Here is a 21087-nt window from a genome sequence, read left to right as displayed (position 1 = left end):
AATTCCTCCCTAAAAGTTTAGGGAGGAAAGTAGGAACTAGAATGAGTATCTTAGCCCACAATCTACATTGTAGATGTGTGCTGAGCCACGAAGCTCATAAGCAGCTTCCCCAGAGAGTTCTACATGAGGGGAGAGAGTCAGATGGCTTCCAGCACTTGCTAAGAAGGCTTGTCGTGCGAGGTTTTTACATAGCGAAGTCCAAGAGGCTCCACTGACCATTAGAGAAGTACGCGAACGGGGATTTTTACGATACACATCACCAATGTAGGCTAGAGAAATCTCGAAATTATTTTTTTCATCTTCGGAGATTTTTTCTAACCGAATGCCGACAGGGATAGAGCAGTTCACTAGGTCTCCATCATCAAAAGCACGGGCTTCAGCGCCACTCTCTTTAAAGTTTTGTTGGCGGCTGTAGACTGCCTGGAACTTTAAGAAGGGGAAATATCCCTGGAAGAACGGTGCTTCTTTAGGGAGATATAGAGCCAGAGATCCTCCGAGCTCTAGAGCCCCAGAGTTATTGGTCCAAGAGCCTTGAGCTTCAGGATAGGAAGTATAGCGAGTATCCATATCATTTTTAGTGTAGCTGTAGCTTAGCTGGGCATTCAAAATGAGAGGAATATCTTTCAGCATGTCGGTGATACTTCCAAATGAGGGCATGGGAAGTCCTCCTAGGAATGCTCGATGTTGCAGGTATAGCGATGCTAAATAGTTATGAGAGGTATTTTCAACTATAAACAGGTCTTTATCTTTACCGAAGAGCTGGCAGAAAGCTACACTGAAGATATTTTCAGAAAAATCTTCAGCACTTCCTCCAACAATATAGCCGTAGCTTTTATGTCGGAATGCTTGGTTAGTTCCTGATTTATCCTTATGGAAGAAATTCGCAGTTCCTGATGCCCAGAGTCCTCGTTGCTGATAGATACTATTCGCTTGAGATGTCATGATCTGCTGTAGAGTGCGAATGTCAGTAAAGGATGCCCATAATGAATCGGGAACTACGGAAGCTCTACGCTCAGGATTAGGGTTGTAGCCCGTAGTTACCCAAGTCATAGTTCCTGATTTTGCAGTTGATGTGTCTGCCCAAGTGGCTTCCCAATGTCCCTGATACCCGTAATGAGGTTCTGGAGTTTGTACTGGAGAAGTGAGAAGCGCATCGATATAAATATCGCTAGCAGCAGTAGCAGCAGTGAATACCACCAAAGGCTGCGTGAAGGCTTGGTTTATCGTATGGCTTTCATAAAAATTGCCGCTACTATCTTGGAAAACAAGAGGAGAGGTTAGAGTTATAGTTTTGTTGGCTCCTGCTGTTTCAATGGACACACTCTTATTTCCCTCTAAGGCAGAAAGATCAACGACAAGTTTGGTAAGACTGATAGCTTCAGTATCTGCTTTGAGCTTTGTTCCTGGTTGCATGAGGAGTGTAGAGCCTTCAGTCTGTGTGAAACCATTGACATCTAACTCGACATTTCCTTTGAGTGCTAAGGTTCCAGAGGCTAGAGCCAATGGTTGCTTTAATATAGATGTGAAGTTATCAGCAGCTTTCGCTTCATCTGCAGAGAGCTTTTCCCCAGAAAATACAATCGTTCCTGAATAATCTAAAGGCGAGTTGCTATCCGGTTGGTTGATGGTCAGAACGTCTGAAGCTCCTGTGGTGTTAGATGCAATCGGATCATAGAAATAGATAGATTGGCCTTGGGCTGCCCTTAAGTTCGTAATTTTTGCTGACGATCCCAGGTAGATAGCATTCCGTGTCGATGTTGGCGCGGAGGTTGAGGTTAGAGTATTGCCAAGGAACGTGATGTCTCCTTGATTTGCAGAGAGACTTAAAGATCCAGAGTCGGCAATTGCAATAGCGCCGCCCTTGCCTGCAGCTGTGTTCCCGCATCTATTATTTGAAAATAGGGTAGGGCCAGCAGCGGAAAGATCTAGACCATGGGCACAGATTGCTCCGCCTTGAGTTACTGAAGAGTTCTCGGCGAAGGTCAGACTTTTATTTCCAGAGATAGTAAGAGTAGGAGTCTCTCCTGTTTTTTCACAATAAATGGCCCCGCCCTTGCCTGCAGCATCTGTTGCAGTGTTTCCAGAGAAGAAAAGGGAGCTATTTTGAGTAATCGAGGAGCTGGCTTCAAAGCCCAGAGCCCCACCCCCAGTTTCTCCTTTATTATTCATAAAGACTAACTGGCCGGTGTTTCCTGAAATACTTGCAGCCGCAGAGCTATAGATCGCTCCACCTAATTTTTTTGCGCTATTACTAGTGAAGGTTATAGAAGAGGTATTCCCAGAAATAGAAAGAGTTTTTGCGGTGATCGCTCCGCCATTGTTATTAGCTTCATTGGAGACGTTTTGGCTAAAGAGAATCGTTCCATTATCGGTAAGATTTAAGGCTCCTGCAGAACTTAAAGTACTTTTTCCTGAAGCAACTGTAGTTCCAGGAGCTGCAATGAAGGAAAGGTTAGAAAATCCTGTGAATGTTAGGGCTTTATCAGCAGTTGTGCTTGCCGCAGCTCCTGCATTCGAACCCGCATCTACCGTGTTGAATGAAAATGAGTATCCCTTTCCAGTAAATGTCAGATCACCCGTAGTTTCTGTAAAGCAGCAGCCTGTTAATGCTGTGCCTTTCCCAGCATCGTTTATATAGACATTTCCTGATAAGACATAGTTCGTTCCATTGGCATCTGCTGTAGATTTTGGAGTAAATGTAGAGCCGCCCGCTCCATCAAAGCTATCTGTAGGGGATAAAGAAGCATCTGCTCCGTAAGTTGCAATGCTCAATAGAATGGGAGTGACAAGAGTCGAAGAGATCAGGAGTTTGTGCAAGGGTATTTTCATAGAAAGATGCTTGGGTTCAATTAATTAACACGTTTTCGATAATCTAGAAACAAAACTTAGAGCCTAGGTTTGTATTATAATTTCGTGAAGAACTTCGTACTTCAAAAGCGAATTGACCGAAGATTTCCATGTGGGGGTTCACTTGGAAATGGTTCGCAGCACGAACAGAAAAACCTTGTCGTGCGAGGTTGGTACCATAGGCCATCCAGTTAGCATCGCTAGCTATTAGGGAAGTTTGACATTTAGGATTGCGTCGGTAAGCATCGAGTATATACATAAGAGTAAGATCGTAAGTTCCCTTTTCTGATTTTGAGTCTCTTTCGAAGGTGACGCCTATAGGAATCTCTACGTTGATAAGCTCGCTTTTATTGAAAGCGCGTCCTTCAGCATGACGCTCGTAGAAGTCTTGCTGATGCGCATAGATATACTGTACTTTGACAAAAGGTTCGACTTCTTTCAGAAGATACGGAACGGAAATAACAAAAGGCAGGCTAGCTCCAAGATCTGCACAGAAGGCATCGTTTCTCCAAGAACCCTTGATGATAGAGTTATCGGTATAATATGTCTTCATGTGGTTGTCTGTATGGAGATAACTGAATTTAGCATCGAACGATAAAGGAATGATCTGGGAGATCTCAGAGAGCACCCAGGGAGCTCGGGTTGCTTTTCCCCAGAGGAAATTGGCGATGTCGAAGAGCCCTTCTGTATGGTGGAAATACAAAGAGGCACCGTAAGTATCTCCGTGGTTCTTACCTGTAATATGATTGCGATCTCTAGCAAAGAGCTGGCAGAAGGCAAAAGTAAGCTGATCCTCGGCAGGAGTTGTTGCTGTGATCCCTAGTGCATAACCCCCGCTGATATGGCGGAAACCATGGCGGGTGGGCATAGAATCTCTATAGAAGAAATTCGCAATTCCTGAAAGCCATAGCTCACGCTCAAAAGGCTCCCCACTGGACTTGGTTTCTATAAGCTGATTGATCGAGCGTATATCTATAAAGTTTCCCCATAAGCTATTTAGAGGGAGATTACTTTTTCTCTCAGGACTAGGAATGTATCCTGTACGGGTCCAGTTGATGCTTCCTATTTTTGAGGATGTTGCATTTGCCCAAGACAACTGCCAGTTTCCTTGATACCCGTAGTGGGTTTCAGGTTCTTGAAGAGTCAGGGTAGAAAGAGCTCCCAGAGTAATCGTTCCGTTGGCTCCTGCGGTGGTAAGTTCAAGAAGAGGATAGGTACTAGCACTTTTTAAGTTATGATTCTCATAGAATGACCCTTCCGTGTCAATAAGCGCAATCGTTCCCGATAGGCTGATATTTTTATCTGCAGCTTCTGTTTTTAAAGCTGCCTTGTTGGTTCCATCTAAAGAGGAGAGATTTACTGCTAAGCCATTAAGCGAAAGATTTGCCTCTTTAGCACTAAGTGTAGTCCCCCCATCCATTAAGATGCGGGATCCTGGACTTTGAGTCAGATCCTTGAAAGTTACGGTGACTCCATCACGAAGTACAAGATCTCCCCGCGCTAATACTGCAGGTTGTCGGATAGTAGAGGTGACGTTTGCAGCGATTGCTTTTTCTGTAGGGGAAAGCTTTTCTCCAGAAAAGACAATCGCACCCCCATACTCGATCTCACTGTTCGCATCTGCTAAGTTTAAGTTCAATGTGTCGGTAGAAGCTGCGGTTCCTGGATTTGTGATGGGATCATAGAAATAGATAGATTGCCCCGTAGCAGCTCGTATCGATGTGACTTTAGCGGTATCAATGATATTTATTGCGTTTCTTGTACTTGTGCTTCCGTTGGTGACTTGGTTGTTATTGAAGGTAATATCTCCAGAAGTAGCAGAGAGAGCGAGTTCCCCAGCAGATGCTATATTGATCGCTCCTCCTCCTCCCTGACCGGCGCTACTTCCTGAGATATTACTTTGAAATAGAGTAGGACCTCCAGCGGAAATACTGACCTTGAGTCCAGAGATGGCTCCGCCATATGTCAATGCTGTATTATTTGTGAAAGAGAGGTTTTTGTTCCCAGTAAGAGTCACTGTTTTATCTGTCGTAGTGCAACAAATAGCCCCGCCCTGAGCTTGAGCGGCTTCCCAAGCACTATTGCCGTCAAAGATCACTTGAAAGTTATCTGTAATCGAACAGTTGTCAGTGCTGTACAGAGCACCGCCAGATCCTTTCGCTAGGTTTTGAGAGAAGGAAACTATCCCAGGGCTGTTCTCGATAGTTATAGTTCCTGTAGCGTAAACTACACCGCCTTGCTTCCCTGTGAAGGCTTGGTTTCTCGAAAAGCTCGCAAACTGAGATGTCCCTGATAATAAGAAGTTTTTCGTATTGATAACACCGCCGTTATCTGACGAGAAGTTCTGAGTAAATATAATTTGGGAATTGCCAGTTAGAGATAGATTCCCCACAGATTTTAAAGCACATTGTCCAGTAGGAGAGAGAAGAAGAGAGGGACAAGAGATAATAGAGAGTCTAGAAAAATCATTAAAGAGAAGATTCTTATCTGCTGCTGAGGTACTGGCTACAGTTCCAGCGCTAGAGCCCGCATTGATAAATGCAAACTTCAGTGCATGTTGATTTCCTTGGAAAGTAAGATCGCCGCCCGCTTCTAGGAAGCATCCTGAGGCTAAGGGAATTCCTAAAGCCCCTGCATTTTGAAAGGATACGTCGGAAAGTAAGGAATAGGTAGTTCCTGCAGCAGCGTCCGTAGTGGAAAAGACCGTGAAGGTAGTTCCGTTAGATCCATCATAGCTATTATTGCTGCTATCTAAGGTCACCTCTGCCGCGACTATAGAGAGCGATGAAAAGAGCGGGATTGAAGAAAAGAACAACCAAGAGACAGAGGACTTCATTTGTAAGCACTTTTTTGAAACAAGGAAATTAAATTAGCAAATACTGTAAAGAAAAAAAGAAATCAAGGGAAACGCAAGGAATTGATTGATGCGGAGAATCAGAACCCCAAGGATGGCGGATCTTTTACTTCTCTTCATACGGATCCTAAGAATCTCTTTGATGAAGAGGGGATGCCCTCCCCCTCTGATACCCTACAGTGCGATCTCAATAACGTATTCATCTTTATAAAAAGTATGTTTTTCTAAGATTCTCGGAGAATCTTAGAAAGAATAACGAGTTCCACAGTTTGCATTATAGCTTCTTGAGGAGCTGCGCAGTTCACAACTTCCAGAAGCGAAGCAGTCAAGACCATGAAGTAACTTCAGATGTCCAGAAGCCTCAGCAAAGAAAGCTTGTCGTGATAAGTTTGTAGCAAACGTAGACCACGAGGTGCCATTTGTTAAGGAGGTCAGGCAGTGAGGGTGATCCCGGTAAGCATCTACAGCGTAACCTAAAGTAAGAAGCAAAGCACTGGGGGGCTTTGCTGATTCGTGTTTGAAGGTGAGTCCCATAGGGATAGACACGTTGACCAGATGGCTAGCGTCAAAGATACGTGGATCAGCAGCAACCTCTTGGAATCCTTTTTGATTTACACTCACAACTTGGAGTTTCACATAGGGAGAGTAGCTGGTAAGGTATCTGTAGTTTAGATCTACAGGAAGAGAACCACCGACTTCAACAGCGAAGCTATGGCTGTCCCAGTCTGATTTCCCTTGTGTGTTGTTCGCAAGCTTTGTCGTCATATTATGGTGGTTTCTTCCATAGGAAACTTGACCATGGAGAACAAGGGGAGTTTCTCCTGGGAGCTCTGGAAGGACCTTAGAGAGGACGTGGCGACGTAATGAGCTATGCAGGGGAATGACATAAGAGCTCTGAGCACAGAGAGATCCTGCATAGACTTGAGATTTAATATCCGAGACTACGTAATCCTTAGATTTGCCAAAGAGTTGGCTGAATGCAACAGCAAAGGTATATTCTTGAGGGGTGGTCATGCTGCCACCAACAATATAACCTCTGGAAATCAAACGGAATCCTGCATTTTCCTTTTGCTTGTCTTGATGGAAGGCGTTGCCAATACCTCCAATCCAAATCCCTGGATGTGAGGGAGCGTCCGACATCGCAGTGGCGATCTCCTGCTGTATAGAATGGATGTTTACATAAGCATTCCAAAGGCTATTAGGAACTAAAGTCGCACGAAGCTCTGGTTTAGGAGTGTATCCTAACGCTTGCCATTCCGCGACCAAAGTCACCTTCCCTCCAGCTCCTACTTTAGGAACCAGAGTCCAACTCCCTTGATACCCATAATCCGGAGCAGCCATGCTAGAAGGAATCGGATTGAAGTCGTCTAAATTTACAGTTCCTGAAGTAGAAGAAAGATCTAAGAAAGGAAGATTTAAGTTTGCTTTCAACCCAGGATTGTCATAGAAACTTCCTTCATTGTTATGGAATTTCAGATCCCCTGAGATTTTTAATCCCCCACTTGTGCTGTTTACGGCAATCGTTATCATACGCTTGCCATCTAAAGCATCCAGATTTACAGAGAGATTCTTTAGATCGATGCTGCCATCTGTATTGTTAGTTGTCGTGGTCTCTAAGGTCGTTCCTGCATCCATGAATACTGTAGAATCAGGCTGCTGTGTGAAGGAATATACTTGTAGGGTGGCTCCTTCTTTTAAAACGACATTTCCTCCTGCTAAGTTGATCTTCTGGTTCAGTATGGTGGTAGTATTTGCAGGAATCGAGGCATCTTGACTGGGGAGTTTTCCAGAAGAAAATACTATAGTTCCCGTGTTTGGGTTTGCAGGTGCTACAGGGACTACAGGCACTGAAGCTATAGGACCATTTTTTGGTTGGGGAGGAGGAACAATAGCTTTGACAACAGGATTGATGACTAACTCCTCTATTGTTCCTCCAGATGCAGGAGCTTCCATCGTAATAGGATCATAAAAATAAATCGTATGACCAGGAGCTGCTGCAAGCTTAGTGATCTTAGCCCCCGCACCTAAATGGATCGAGTTGGGAGTTGAAGTTCCCTCAGTCGCTCGGTTCCCTGAGAAAGTAATATCCCCATCAATAGCCTCTAAGGAAAGTTCTCCGCTATCGGCTATATAAATGGCGCCTCCCTTGCCTCCAGAATTATTGGTAAAGGAGACAGGACCGTTAGCTGTAATCGAAAGGTTTTTCGAATAAATCGCTCCTCCCGAAGTTTCAGCAGTATTGCCATCAAAGTTTATGGATTCACTGCCTGAGATTACACACTTAGGAGCATAAATACCACCACCACTTCTTTTTGCCGTATTGTTAATGAAACTTAAACTCTCATTTTCAGTAAGAGTTAAGCTTTTTGTAGCTATGTCAGACTCTGAGATATTACAGAGGATCGCTCCACCACAACCTTCTTGATCTGTAGTTGTTGTTGCTGTTGCTGTTGCTGAATTTCCAGAAAATACAAGAGCCTTATTTTTGGTAAAGGAAGTATTTCCTTTAGTATGTAGAGCCCCTGCTGTCTTTGCTGTATTTGTGCTGAAGGTCACGGTTCCCGTACTTCCCGTAAGAGTAAAATCTTCGGTTTCTGTATAGATCGCTCCTCCTGCAGTTTCGGCAGTATTGCCATCAAAGGTAAGAGTCGTGTTTCCATGCAGAGCACACTTGGTCGCATAGATCGCACCGCCACTTACTGTTGCAGTATTACCAGAGAGACTCACGTTTTCGTTATCTTCAATCCAGAGTCCTTTTTTAGTACTTACAGATGCTGACTCAAGAAACGATAGGATTGCCCCACCGCAACCCTCTTGATTTGCTGAAGAATTACTCGGGCCCGTAGCTTTGTTCCCTGAAAAGAGCAGGTTGGTATTACCAGACAGAGAGTTGTTGCCTTTAGAATATAAGGCGCCGCCTGTCTTTGCTGTATTTGTGCTGAAGGTCACGGTTCCTGTACTTCCTGTAAGAGTAAAATCTTCAGTTTCTGTATAGATCGCCCCTCCTGAAGTTCCAGCAGTATTGCCGTCAAAGGTCAGGGAGCCGTTTCCAGTTAGAGTACATTTGGTAGCATAGATCGCACCACCACTTACTGTTGCAGCATTACTAGTGAGGCTGACTTCTTGGTTGTTTGCAATCGATAGTCCTGTTTTATCGCTTACGGATCCTGAATCAATAAAGGCTAGGATTGCCCCACCGCAACCCTCTTGATTTGCTGAAGAATTACTCGGGCCCGTAGCTTTGTTCCCTGAAAAGAGCAGGTTGGTATTTCCAGTCAGCGAGCTGTTTCCTTTAGAATATAAGGCGCCGCCTGTCTTTGCTGTATTTGTGCTGAAGGTCACGGTTCCCGTACTTCCCTTAAGAGAAAAATCTTCAGTTTCTGTATAGATAGCTCCGCCACATCCTGCTGTCGCAGTATTCTGATCGAAGGTAAGAGTTGTGTTTCCATCCAGAGTACATTTAGTAGCGTAGATCGCTCCACCATTCGCAGTTGTTGTATTACTAGTGAAGCTCATTTCTTGATTCTGAGAAATGGCTAATCCAGTTTTGTCTGTTGCTGTAGCAAGATAACAACAGATTGCCCCACCACAACCTTCCGGGTTATTTGCCTGTGCTGCTGAGCCGGTTGTTTTATTTTCCTGAAAAAGTACTTGAGTGTTGCCGGTAAGAGCAAGATTGTCATCAGAGCTCCAAGCACCCCCCGTCTTTGCAGTATTAGATTTGAAGGTAACGACTCCTGTATTGGCATCTAGCGTGCTATCCTTTTCTTTTGAGTAGATCCCCCCACCTTTATCTGTAGCAGTATTTGAGGAGAAGGTCACCGTTCCTGAGTTTCCTTGGACTGTAGTGTTTGCTGTACTACAGAGGGCCCCGCCATTTTTTGTGCTAGTATTTTGATCTAAGAGAGCTGCTGTCGTAGTCTTAGCAAGATCGATGCTGTAGGCAGAAACTGCAGCTCCATCTTTTTCTGAAGTATTTTTTTGGAGGGTGACACTGGCATTGTCAGTAAAAGTCGCAGTACCTCCCTCTGTATTTGTCACACAAATAGCACCCTTGCCGCCCGAAGTTCCTGTTGCTGGAGCTGAGTCGATTAAGAGTGACGAGAATCCTGAGAAAGAAAGAGCTGTGTTGGTATTGTTAATTGCAGCACCATCATGCGTAAGCGCTATGGTTTGCAGAACCAATGAGTGATCAGCTCCAACAAAACTCAATGCTCCTCCTGTGTTTGTAAAACAGCTTTTATCTGCAGGAGTAATTGCAGATACATTCGTAATAGAAACATCGCTAGTGAGAGTGTAGGTAGTTCCTGAAGCATCCGAAGTTTCCTTGGCAGTGAATGCTGCGCTACCACTACTACCATTTTCATAGTTATCGGATGATGAGAGATCCGTGTTAGCAGCCATTAGTGGATGTAGGGAGAAAACTAAAGCCGAAGAGGTAAGTAGCCAAGGTAAAGAATATTTCATGTGTCTTTGGGGAAAAGCTTTTTATCAAAAATACTCCCATAGCATGTGGCTTTAGGAGCATGGTGCACCAATAGAGAATACAGTTAAATAAATCAAGTAAATGCTCTGGAGAAGACTCTCAGTTATAGAAGTTTCAATCTTGGGAGAGAAGCATTTAAGGTATTTTTCTATATTTAAGAGTCCCTTAAAACATAAGGGAAATGCTTAAGGGTAGGGGAGAAGGTGTACAAGCGGTTTTGCTTTTAGACCTTCTTGAATTTTAGAAGGAGAGGGTAAGGAAGATGGTTATCTAAACCACGGATCCTTATTTGTTCTTTCTGTGTTTCCGTTTTTCTCTTTCGTCATAACCGTCAGAGAATGGATTGGAGGGGCTGAGGTTAGCCGTGCTTTTTCCGTCTGGAGGCGGAGTTTTAAGAGATTGATTCGATTTCCCGCTTTTCTTCTTAGATTGCTGTTTCTGTTCTTCATCTTGATTTTGCTGTTGCTGCTGTTTATCTTGGCGATCACGAGGGGAACGGCGGGAAGATGAAGAAACTCGAGGAATTGAGGGTTCTTTTCCTCCCTTAGGGTAGACCGGCTCAGGGTGTAGAACCGTCCCCGTGGAGAAATTAGGAGAGCGGGAACTTGCAGGCATTATGGGTGTAAACGCACTGCTCGCTCCACTACCGAATGAACTGCTTCTTAAATCTTTGAAGTGATAAGGCTGAAAATCGTCCTTAAATGGAGGACTTATAGATGCGGGTCGTGTAGAAGCCGCATCTGAGGGTTTTGTTTTAAAACGTGAGAGGCTGCCGAAGGAGCGTCTATGCTCAGGATTTCGTGACGAATAGAAGAAAGATCCTTGAGCCTCCCGACCGATCCTACGATGACGGGCATCTTGGCGTTGTGAAGCTTCGTGTTCCTCCATGCGGGCAGATGCAGAAAGATCTTTTTTCTTTTCCACTGCGATTTTTTTTGCATCGTCGGCGGATGGAGTCACTAGAATAGGCTCCGCGGTCTCTTGGGTTTTCTTTTCCATCCTCAAGAGGTGTTCCCTACGGAAATAATCTAAGGTGAGCTTATTCAAGGACATGAAGTATAGCCCCACCGTAATCAATCCCATGACAAACATAGGGTTGGCAAAGACTAACATCGTCCCACTAGAGGCAACGAAAGCCCCTGCAATAAGACCCGCAGCAATCGCTAATACAATGATAGGAACGACGATAGCAGTGATTGCCTCACCGATTTTCTTGGCCTTCGGACTGTCCAGAATATCAGAAATAAGTAGAGTAACTCCCAAAGCTCCCAGGGCAAGTGCCGGAGCGAGAGCATAAAGCACAAGGCTGTTTCCTGAAGCAGTCAGGAGAATCGAAAGGATCGCAATTGCCGCAAGGGCAATAATGCCTGTGTCATAGACATAGCGCATTTTAGGATATTTATCAGGAACAGTAATAAATCTTTTGAATAACCCTGTGGATGACGTTTTTAAACGTTTTACCACGCTTGGCTGCCCTGATGGGGATGCTGCTGCAGGAACTTGAGGTTGACCTAAAGGGTTTATAGGGGGTTGGCTCATACTATCAACTTACTGTAATTATCATTAGGCCCATGAATTTTCATTCATAGGATATATTTCATACTATTATAAGATTTAATAGGATTTAGTTAGTTCTCTTTTCTTCTGAGTCTTAACTTTTTTATTAAATAAAGTTTATTTGTTAAAATCTTAACAGATTTTTAACTAAAACTTTAAGTTATTTTTATTTGGAACTTTTAGTCGAAATAAGACTCGCTTATGAGAGGGACATACTCATCAGCAAATGGAGGGGGCGTGTGAGGTCGTGAGGGTGGAGGCTCATACGGGGGGAAAAGATTTTTATGCACTTGGAAGAGGGTAACGCTAGTAGTTACAGACATGAGAAGCCCCAAGGAGATAAAGACAACTGGAGGGGGGATAAAGACCAGACTAAAGACCAGACCGATAATCACAGCAATCGTAAGAATGTGGAGGAGCCAAGCCATAGCATACGAAGCAAGATGTTGGCAGCTTTTTGTTTTTATAGCGTTAAAGAGAGCCCGTAGGGGTAGGGTCAAGGCAGCATATGTAGAAGCGCAAGGGATCAGGATAACCTTAAGAGCTCCTAAGACCGAGGATACCAGTACTTCTATGGTAAGAGCAGTTCTGGGATAGCTCTTCGCACAGTTTTTTAATTTTCGAGCTAGTATTCGTTCCGGAAAAATGCCATTCAGGTATAGCTGAGAGCCTTGTTTGCAGATATTTTTGAATCCCATATCCGTTTGAAAGAGAATATTTTATGAAAAATTATGTAAAAATTCTAAGAGGATAGTGGTTTTTAGACAATCGAAATTCCTGAAAAGGCAGGAAAATGAGAGACACAAGTAGACAAAATCTCCTGAAGTTTTTGTATGGGCCTGTAAAAAAATCTTTCTGGAAACTGGAAATTAGAAGTTCATTACAGCGGAACCACCGAAAAATGCGGAGGTTTTAAAAGTATGGGACGTTTTATTATTGTTGTGATCATCAGCTATCGAGATATCATTCCCAATAGACCAACCGTAAAATCCCTTAATAAAACTTCCCGGCCAAGGGGTGAGCTTCACGTTAGCTTCGATTTCACGTCCTTGATATTCAAAGATGCCGCGAGAAGAAATTAGGTGATTTTTGTGAAGTTTTTTTCGGAATCTTGTAAGGCGGTAAGCAAGCCCTAAGTTACAGACAGATGTCGAGCGGTAATCAATAGAAAAATTCACAGGATAGATGCAATTGAGAGTTAGTTGGTCGGTAGCCTTGTAACTAACACCTACTAAAGGCCAAGCCTTCTCTTGATGGAGGCCTGTTTCATTAATGACGCCAAAAATAGCAGAAAGCTTCTCAGTGGCCTGGTATTTTCCAGAAAGAACTCCTTGATAGAGTCCATAACCCATCTCAATATTTTTAGGATCCACAAGCCCAGAAAGAATGATAGACCACTGCCAATTTTTTAAGGAGAGTGTATAAGCTCCTAAAGAGAGGAGAACATAGTTATAAAAAGAAGTATCTTGGAAAGTCGCCCACCCAAGTCCATTAGGATCTGTCTCCGAAATAGGAAGTGAGCTTTTCCATTGAATATCCGCACCTATATAGCCAGTAGAAAACAGTAGCCCAGAATGCTCTGTAATCGGAAGTGTGCAGAGAAATGTTCCATCGTATTGACGATAGCCTATAGTTTGATGAGGCAGCTTTTTAAATTTAGCATCGTTCACCTTTAGGTATTGTACCTGAGCAGAGAAAGGACGTGGAGGAGGATTTTTACATGCTTCTTCATCAATTCCACAAGCATCTTGAACAATAAAAATAGGAGTCGAGAGTACGTGTCCCGCAAATGCAGCGATGTGGAAGAGCAGTTTGAACATGTTCTGTAAGATTCTCCAACGTTACTAGAGATTGAAATGGAATATACGTAATTTTTAAATTACTATCTAATAATTTTCCTACTCAGGAGGGACTTTCAAGAAGATTTCCCTAGATTTAGGGGGATGAAAGGACTAGAATTTTTCTAATCAGCAATCGAACAAAATTACAGGGTTCTTGGAGAGGTGCTTAATACTACGCATAAATGATTTCTGAGATGATTTCCGTTTCGGCTGTTTCTGTGCTAACTTGTTTTGGCACTCAGTAATTTTAAGCTCAAGATTTTGGATCGATTCCTTTTTCGCTTCAATTTCATTTAAAATTCTTGTTTTTTCTTGATTTTGTGTTGTCAGCTCTGGAAGATGCACGCTTTTAATTGTAGAGAACATCAACCCGTATCTCTGAACAAATCCTGATCCTATAGAGGAAATGTCTTGAGATATCTCATCAATCAGTTTTGTTCCTGTCTGCTTATTTTTAAGAGGGATTGCTAGAAGAAGAGCAAGAATCAGTGTGAGTACGATAATTCCCAAGCCGATGCCACAGATGATCCAGTTTCCAGTATATCCTGCGTAACCTGCTGAGATCGTTCCCCCTAAGGTTAACAGTAGTGTTAAGGCAAAACAGAGCGTATGCTTTGTGGAAAGTTTGGAGCGAAAGGTCTCCCAAGGAGCCGCTGGAATCGGATGAGGCTGCGTAATATAAGCATTAGGAAGATTGAGAACTTCTGTAGCATGAGAGAGAGGGCTGCTCTCGGGGACTGGTGATGGGGCTACGGAAGTTGCCATGTTGTTTCCTCGAATCGTTGCTAACTAGTTTTGATTTGTCTTTTCATTCTTGTGAGAAAGCTCAAAACGTTTTTGATAAAGAGTTGATTGCAGTTTGAACTCTTTTTGTGAGAGGTCGCAGAGTTCTTCGTATAACTTTAGCGTATCTTGAGTGGTTTTTCTCTGTGCATTGGTTACAAGCTGTAGAGAGGATTCAGGTCGAATCTTCTCCCTGATAAATTGTACTGTCGTATGGAGCTGCTGAGGGAGCTGCCGGATGAATTTAATAAATCCTACCAAGGCTTGTAGGCAGAGAAGAGTCAAAATAGTAAGAACAATGCCAACGGCAATCAACAGAATGCTTTGGCTATAGCAACCCAAACAGATAATAGCGATTCCAGCAGGAGCTACAATCACTAAGATCGTAATCGCAGCAATATGCATAGGAATGGAGTGGGTGAGAAAAACATTGCCCTTCTCCCCCAAAGCTACGATCTCCTTATTCGTAATGAATAAATCAGCAGACTCTTCCGGAAGGGATGAGGGAAATACCCCGTTTAAAGTACTAGACACAAAGAGAACTCTATTATTTGAGGAAATAATTTAAGAAAAATGGTATTTTTAGTCAATTAGTAAGCGAGTCATGCCTCTTAGTTATTCAAATTTTTAAAACCTTACCCTTCCTATGAGGAGACAAGTAAGAGAAATTATGCAACAAACTGTAATTGTAGCAATGTCAGGAGGCGTGGATTCTTCTGTCGTTGCCTATTTATTCAAAAAATTTACCAATTATAAGGTTATTGGCCTCTTCATGAAGAATTGGGAAGAGGATAGCGAAGGCGGCCTTTGCTCGTCTACTAAAGATTATGAAGATGTCGAGAGGGTATGTCTTCAGCTCGATATCCCTTATTACACCGTATCTTTTGCTAAAGAATATAGAGAAAGAGTGTTCGCTCGTTTCCTCAAGGAATACTCTTTAGGCTACACTCCTAACCCCGACATTCTTTGTAACCGAGAAATCAAATTTGACCTTCTACAAAAGAAAGTCCAGGAACTTGGCGGAGATTACCTCGCTACAGGGCACTACTGCCGATTAAATACCGAGCTCCAAGAAACCCAACTCCTTAGAGGTTGCGATCCTCAAAAAGATCAGAGCTATTTTTTATCAGGAACTCCTAAAAGTGCTCTTCACAATGTGCTCTTTCCTCTTGGGGAAATGAATAAGACTGAAGTTCGTGCGATTGCAGCTCAAGCAGCTCTTCCCACAGCAGAAAAAAAAGATAGTACAGGCATTTGCTTTATAGGGAAGCGCCCTTTTAAAGAGTTCCTAGAGAAGTTTCTTCCCAATAAAACAGGCAACGTTATCGATTGGGATACCAAGGAAATTGTAGGGCAACATCAGGGAGCTCACTATTATACTATAGGGCAGCGGCGAGGACTTGATCTTGGAGGATCCGAGAAACCCTGTTATGTTGTGGGAAAAAATATAGAGGAAAATAGCATTTATATTGTGAGGGGGGAAGACCATCCCCAGCTCTACCTACGGGAATTAACAGCTAGAGAGCTCAATTGGTTTACCCCTCCTAAATCCGGATGTCACTGTAGCGCTAAAGTCCGCTACCGTTCTCCTGATGAAGCTTGCACGATAGATTATAGCTCAGGTGACGAGGTCAAGGTGCGATTTTCACAACCCGTCAAGGCGGTAACTCCAGGACAAACAATAGCGTTTTATCAAGGAGATACCTGCCTTGGTAGTGGAGTTATCGACGTTCCTATGATTCCAAGTGAGGGCTAGGGAGAGCAGCTTCCTGCTCCTCTTCTTCCCTTTCAAAGGCAACGCGATTTTCAACCAAGGTTGCTCGTAGCTTGCGAGCTTCTTGACGGCAGGACTCTTTAAGCAAGAGCTCCGCTAGAGGATCTTCAAGGTACTGCTCAATGACACGGCGTAGAGGACGTGCTCCCATTTCTGGAGAATGCCCCTTCGTTACTAGGAAGGAAATCACAGAGTCTGGGATGTTCAAAGCCATTTGGTAGTTTTTCAGTCTCGAGTCCAGTTTGTTGATCTCTAAATGGATGATCTCCGATAGAGATTCTTTCTCGAGGGGACGGAAAATCACACTTTCATCCAAACGGTTAATGAACTCAGGCTTTAAGTGTTTCTTCATAGCATGTTCGATTTTCTCTTGGATGACCTTATAGTCCATATGGGACTTCAAGCCAAAACCAATTTCTCCGCTTTTACGAATGAGATCAGCTCCCAAATTGGAGGTCATGATAATAATGGCATGACGGAAATCCACTTTGCGACCAAAAGAATCAGTAAGACGTCCTTGCTCTAAAATTTGCAACATCAGGTCCATAATGTCTGGGTGTGCCTTTTCTATCTCATCAAAGAGAACAACGCAGTAAGGACGGCGACGTACCTGTTCCGTAAGGTGGCCCCCTTCTTCATGACCTACATATCCTGGAGGTGATCCCATCATCTTGGTAGCAGCAAATTTCTCCATGTACTCTGACATGTCTACCTGAATCAGAGCGTCTTCACCACCGAACATCTCTATAGCAATTTGTTGGGCGAGCAGGCTTTTCCCTACACCGGTAGGCCCAAGGAATAGGAAGGAGCCCGTAGGTCGGTTAGGATCTTTGATCCCTGTTCGAGAACGTCGGATGGCACGGCAAATGCTGGTAACGGCATCATTTTGACCAATGACTTTTCTTCTTAACGTGTCTTCTAACTTCAGAAGCTTCTCACTTTCAGCTTCTGTGAGCCTTGCTGAGGGAATTCCTGTTTGTAGAGAAACTACCTGAGCGACTGCTTCTTCATCTACAGGAACTTGGTGCTCTTCTTTATGATTTTCCCATTCCTGTTTCATACTTTGCAGACGTTCGCGAAGTTTTTTCTCTTCATCACGTAAACCTGCAGCTTTTTCGTATTCTTGAGTTCCAATGGCCTGCTCTTTGGCCAATTTTGTATTTTCGATTTCAGCCTCTAGCTTCATTAAATCTGTAGGCTGACCCATTGTATTCACACGGACACGAGCCCCAGCTTCATCTAAAAGATCTATTGCTTTATCAGGGAGGAAACGTCCATGAACATATTGATCAGAAAGAGTCGCAGCTGCTTTTAAAGCTTCTTCAGTAATGAAGACATTGTGATGTTCTTCATACTTTTTCTTGAGGCCACGTAAAATCTCAATAGTCTCATCTACACTAGGAGGGTGAACCACGATTTTTTGGAAACGACGTTCTAAAGCTGCGTCTTTTTCTATGTGCTTGCGATACTCATCTATCGTAGTTGCTCCAATACACTGAATTTCACCTCGCGCTAACGCAGGTTTTAAAATGTTTGAAGCATCGATAGCACCTTCAGCTGCTCCTGCTCCTACAATCGTGTGGAGCTCGTCAATGAAGAGCAAGATGTTTCCATGCTTGCGAACTTCATCCATGACAGCTTTGATCCGTTCCTCAAATTGCCCTCGATATTTTGTTCCAGCAATCATTAATGCTAGATCTAGAGTAATCAGTCGCTTTTTCCGTAAGGCATCAGGAACCTCATTCAGAATGATTTTTTGAGCCAGACCCTCAACAATTGCAGTCTTACCAACTCCAGCTTCTCCAATAAGTACAGGATTGTTTTTTCTTCTTCGGCAAAGAATCAAAATCAACCGTTCGACTTCTGAAGAACGACCAATGACAGGATCGAGCTTAGACTCTCGGACCATCTCCGTTAAATCATAACCATATGCTTTCAGAGCAGAAAGCTTTTCGTTTTTGTCAGAACCTAAGCTATGACCTAAAGGAGATTTTGAAGATGAAGGGTTGCTTCGAGAGGATGAGGAAGAAGACGACGACGAAGGAGGAAGTTGTAGATTGAAGGTCTCTAATTCTTTAAGAATTTCCTTACGAACCTCTCTTGGATCGATATGTAAGTTTTCTAATACCTGAAGAGCGACACTATCTGATTGATGTAGGATCCCTAAGAGTAAATGCTCCGTCCCGACATAATTGTGCTCTAAAAGGCTGGCCTCTTCATTTGCTGATTCAAAAGATTTTTTTACTCTTCCTGTAAGGGCAGGGTCTCCGTAGACTTGAATTTCTGGACCATAACCAATCAGGCGTTCCACCTCTTGCCGTGCCGTATCAAAATCTATACCGAGGTTGCGTAATACATTAACAGCTACCCCTTGACCAAGTTTGAGAAGACCAAGCAGGATGTGCTCAGTACCCAGGTAGTTATGATTTAAACGCTGAGCCTCCTTTTTCGCCAGTTTAATGACTTGTTTTGCTCTATTAGTGAACTTCTCAAACATAAAAACCTAAAAGACAGGGGTAGAACTTTCCTTAAGCATATACGAAATTTAAAATAATGATGCAACTCTTCGCTCTAAACCAGCAAATTTGGTAAAATTCCTCTGAGTTTAAGGGAAAGTTATGCACAAACCTTTTGTATATGATACAATAGTTCAGCTTCTTTTGAAACAGTCTTAATTAGTTTTATGTTTGTTATATGAAAGTTCGTATCGTAGATTCAGGAAAATCTTCAGCGGCCTCCCACATGGCTAAGGACAGAGATTTATTAGAATCTCTGCAAGATGGGGAGCTCATTTTACACCTTTATGAGTGGGAGAATCCTTGTTCTCTGACGTACGGTCACTTTATGCGTCCAGAAAAATTTTTACTTTCCAACTATGCGGATCTAGGATTGGACGCCGCAGTGCGGCCTACGGGAGGGGGATTTGTCTTCCATAAGGGAGATTATGCTTTTTCTGTTCTTATGTCTGCGACACATCCTTCCTATTCTTCTTCGGTACTTGAGAACTACCATACTGTAAACTCTTTTGTAGCGAAGGTTCTAGAGAAAGTATTTCGGATCCAGGGAATGTTAGCTCCAGAAGACGAAAACTCTTCTTCCAGAGATTCAGGAAATTTTTGTATGGCAAAAACTTCGAAGTATGACGTTCTTTTTGGGGACAAGAAGATAGGGGGCGCTGCCCAACGCAAGGTGCAACAGGGATTTTTACATCAAGGATCCTTATTCTTATCGGGAAGTTCTTCTGAGTTTTACCAGAGATTTTTAAAACCCGAGGTTCTTGAAGAAATTATTGAACAAATCCAGATTCACGCGTTTTTCCCTTTAGGTTTGGAAGCTGCTGATGAAGTGCTGCAGGAGGCGCGTCAGCAAGTCAAAGAGGCGTTTATTAAATTGTTTTGTGGTGAGGGGTTATGATGAGTCGGTTGCGTTTTCGCTTGGCAGCTCTTGGAATATTTTTTATTTTGCTGGTTCCTAATTCTGTTTCAGCAAAGACAATCGTAGCTTCAGACAAGGAGAAGGTTGGAGTTCTTGTTTATGACAATAGTGTAGAGGCCTTTCAACAGATATTGGATTGCATAGATCATGCAAATTTTTATGTAGAACTGTGTCCCTGCATGACAGGAGGCCGAACGCTTAAAGAGATGGTAGATCACCTCGAGGCTCGTATGGATCTGGTTCCAGAGCTCTGTAGCTATATCATTATCCAACCCACGTTTACCGATGCTGAAGACCAAAAATTACTCAAAGCTCTCAAAGAACGTCATCCCAACCGGTTTTTCTACGTTTTTACAGGGTGCCCACCCTCAACAAGCATCCTCGCTCCTAATGTCATTGAAATGCATATCAAACTTTCTATCATCGATGGGAAATATTGTATTTTAGGTGGTACCAATTTTGAAGAGTTTATGTGCACTCCAGGGGATGAGGTTCCTGAGAAAGTGGATAACCCACGTTTATTTGTCAGTGGAGTGCGTCGGCCCCTAGCATTTCGTGATCAGGATATCATGTTGCGTTCTACAGCATTCGGTTTGCAGCTCAGAGAAGAATATCATAAGCAATTTGCTATGTGGGACTACTATGCACATCATATGTGGTTCATTGATAATCCTGAACAGTTTGCAGGCGCCTGTCCTCCACTGACTTTAGAACAAGCCGAGGAGACAGTATTTCCTGGATTTGACAAACATGAAGATCTTGTTCTTGTCGACTCTTCCAAGATCAGGATAGTTTTAGGTGGTCCCCACGATAAGCAACCCAATCCTGTGACTCAAGAATATTTGAAACTTATCCAGGGAGCTAGATCTTCTGTGAAGCTTGCTCACATGTATTTCATCCCTAAGGACGAGCTTTTAAATGCTCTTGTCGACGTTTCTCATAATCACGGTGTTCATCTGAGTTTAATTACGAACGGCTGTCATGAATTAAGTCCTGCAATTACAGGACCCTATGCTTGGGGAAACCGTATTAACTATTTCGCCTTGCTCTATGGGAAACGGTATCCTCTTTGGAAAAAATGGTTTTGCGAAAAGCTAAAACCTTATGAGCGGGTTTCTATTTATGAGTTTGCTATTTGGGAAACGCAGTTGCACAAGAAGTGTATGATTATCGATGATGAAATTTTTGTGATCGGAAGTTATAATTTTGGAAAGAAAAGTGATGCCTTTGATTACGAAAGTATTGTAGTTATCGAATCTCCAGAAGTCGCTGCAAAAGCTAACAAAGTCTTCAATAAAGATATCGGATTGTCGATTCCTGTAAGTCATGGCGACATTTTCTCTTGGTATTTCCATTCCGTACACCACACTTTGGGACATTTGCAGCTGACCTATATGCCAGCCTAGCGTCCCTGGGTGCGAATCTACCAACAGGATCTCTTCTGCAGGCTCTGCAGGGATCCTGCCTGGTTTTTTTCTCTGCTATCGTTTACACTACGCTTTTATTGTTT

13 protein-coding genes are annotated in these 21087 nt (G+C 43.2%); 4 read left to right on the top strand and 9 right to left on the bottom strand.

The window, feature by feature from the left end:
- Nucleotides 1–36: 36 nt before the first annotated feature.
- Both CPB_RS02275 and CPB_RS02270 read right to left on the bottom strand, forming a co-directional pair.
- Nucleotides 37–2829 carry a polymorphic outer membrane protein middle domain-containing protein gene (locus CPB_RS02275; RefSeq protein ID WP_010892028.1) on the bottom strand — a complete coding sequence of 931 codons (2793 nt, stop codon included), beginning with the start codon at nucleotides 2827–2829 and terminating at the stop codon, nucleotides 37–39.
- A gap of 43 nt (nucleotides 2830–2872) precedes the next feature.
- Nucleotides 2873–5683 (bottom strand): polymorphic outer membrane protein middle domain-containing protein, encoded by a 2811-nt coding sequence (locus tag CPB_RS02270; protein WP_010883088.1) that lies wholly within the window; start codon nucleotides 5681–5683, stop codon nucleotides 2873–2875.
- A gap of 81 nt (nucleotides 5684–5764) precedes the next feature.
- Here CPB_RS02270 and CPB_RS05665 point away from each other — a divergent pair, with 81 nt between their 5' ends.
- Nucleotides 5765–5929 carry a hypothetical protein gene (locus CPB_RS05665; RefSeq protein ID WP_011126141.1) on the top strand — a complete coding sequence of 55 codons (165 nt, stop codon included), beginning with the start codon at nucleotides 5765–5767 and terminating at the stop codon, nucleotides 5927–5929.
- Nucleotides 5930–5944: 15 nt separating this feature from the next.
- On the opposite strand, the gene CPB_RS02265 is transcribed toward CPB_RS05665, so the two are convergent.
- The 6 genes from CPB_RS02265 to CPB_RS02240 form a co-directional block, all read right to left on the bottom strand.
- Entirely contained in the window at nucleotides 5945–10168 is a 4224-nt protein-coding gene (locus CPB_RS02265; RefSeq protein ID WP_010883087.1) for a polymorphic outer membrane protein middle domain-containing protein, read from the bottom strand.
- Nucleotides 10169–10472: 304 nt separating this feature from the next.
- Complete coding sequence (locus tag CPB_RS02260; protein ID WP_011126140.1) at nucleotides 10473–11726, bottom strand: IncV family inclusion membrane protein; 1254 nt, start codon at nucleotides 11724–11726, stop codon at nucleotides 10473–10475.
- A gap of 197 nt (nucleotides 11727–11923) precedes the next feature.
- Complete coding sequence (locus CPB_RS02255) at nucleotides 11924–12442, bottom strand: DUF5422 family protein (protein ID WP_010883085.1); 519 nt, start codon at nucleotides 12440–12442, stop codon at nucleotides 11924–11926.
- Nucleotides 12443–12613: 171 nt separating this feature from the next.
- Complete coding sequence (locus tag CPB_RS02250) at nucleotides 12614–13564, bottom strand: hypothetical protein (RefSeq protein ID WP_010883084.1); 951 nt, start codon at nucleotides 13562–13564, stop codon at nucleotides 12614–12616.
- A gap of 147 nt (nucleotides 13565–13711) precedes the next feature.
- On the bottom strand, nucleotides 13712–14350 hold the full coding sequence (locus CPB_RS02245) for a hypothetical protein (protein ID WP_010883083.1): 639 nt from the start codon (nucleotides 14348–14350) through the stop codon (nucleotides 13712–13714).
- Nucleotides 14351–14374: 24 nt separating this feature from the next.
- Nucleotides 14375–14902: a cell division protein ZapA gene (locus CPB_RS02240; protein ID WP_041466958.1), complete on the bottom strand. Its 528-nt coding sequence runs from the start codon at nucleotides 14900–14902 to the stop codon at nucleotides 14375–14377.
- Nucleotides 14903–15014: 112 nt separating this feature from the next.
- On the opposite strand from CPB_RS02240, the gene mnmA reads away from it, so the two are divergent.
- Nucleotides 15015–16124, top strand: coding sequence for a tRNA 2-thiouridine(34) synthase MnmA (gene mnmA / locus CPB_RS02235; RefSeq protein WP_072054069.1), 1110 nt, complete (start codon nucleotides 15015–15017; stop codon nucleotides 16122–16124).
- On the opposite strand, the gene CPB_RS02230 is transcribed toward mnmA, so the two are convergent.
- On the bottom strand, nucleotides 16102–18639 hold the full coding sequence (locus CPB_RS02230) for an ATP-dependent Clp protease ATP-binding subunit (RefSeq protein WP_010892034.1): 2538 nt from the start codon (nucleotides 18637–18639) through the stop codon (nucleotides 16102–16104). The genes mnmA and CPB_RS02230 overlap by 23 nt on opposite strands.
- Nucleotides 18640–18836: 197 nt before the next feature.
- On the opposite strand from CPB_RS02230, the gene CPB_RS02225 reads away from it, so the two are divergent.
- Together CPB_RS02225 and CPB_RS02220 are read left to right on the top strand one after the other, a co-directional pair.
- Entirely contained in the window at nucleotides 18837–19556 is a 720-nt protein-coding gene (locus CPB_RS02225; RefSeq protein WP_010883079.1) for a lipoate--protein ligase family protein, read from the top strand.
- Complete coding sequence (locus CPB_RS02220) at nucleotides 19553–20983, top strand: phospholipase D-like domain-containing protein (RefSeq protein WP_010883078.1); 1431 nt, start codon at nucleotides 19553–19555, stop codon at nucleotides 20981–20983. Before CPB_RS02225 ends, CPB_RS02220 begins: the two co-directional genes overlap by 4 nt.
- Nucleotides 20984–21087: the final 104 nt, after the last annotated feature.

Origin of the sequence: Chlamydia pneumoniae TW-183, assembly GCF_000007205.1 — a bacterium.
Classification (GTDB): Bacteria; Chlamydiota; Chlamydiia; order Chlamydiales; family Chlamydiaceae; genus Chlamydia; species Chlamydia pneumoniae.
This window is presented reverse-complemented; position numbering and strand designations above follow the sequence as displayed.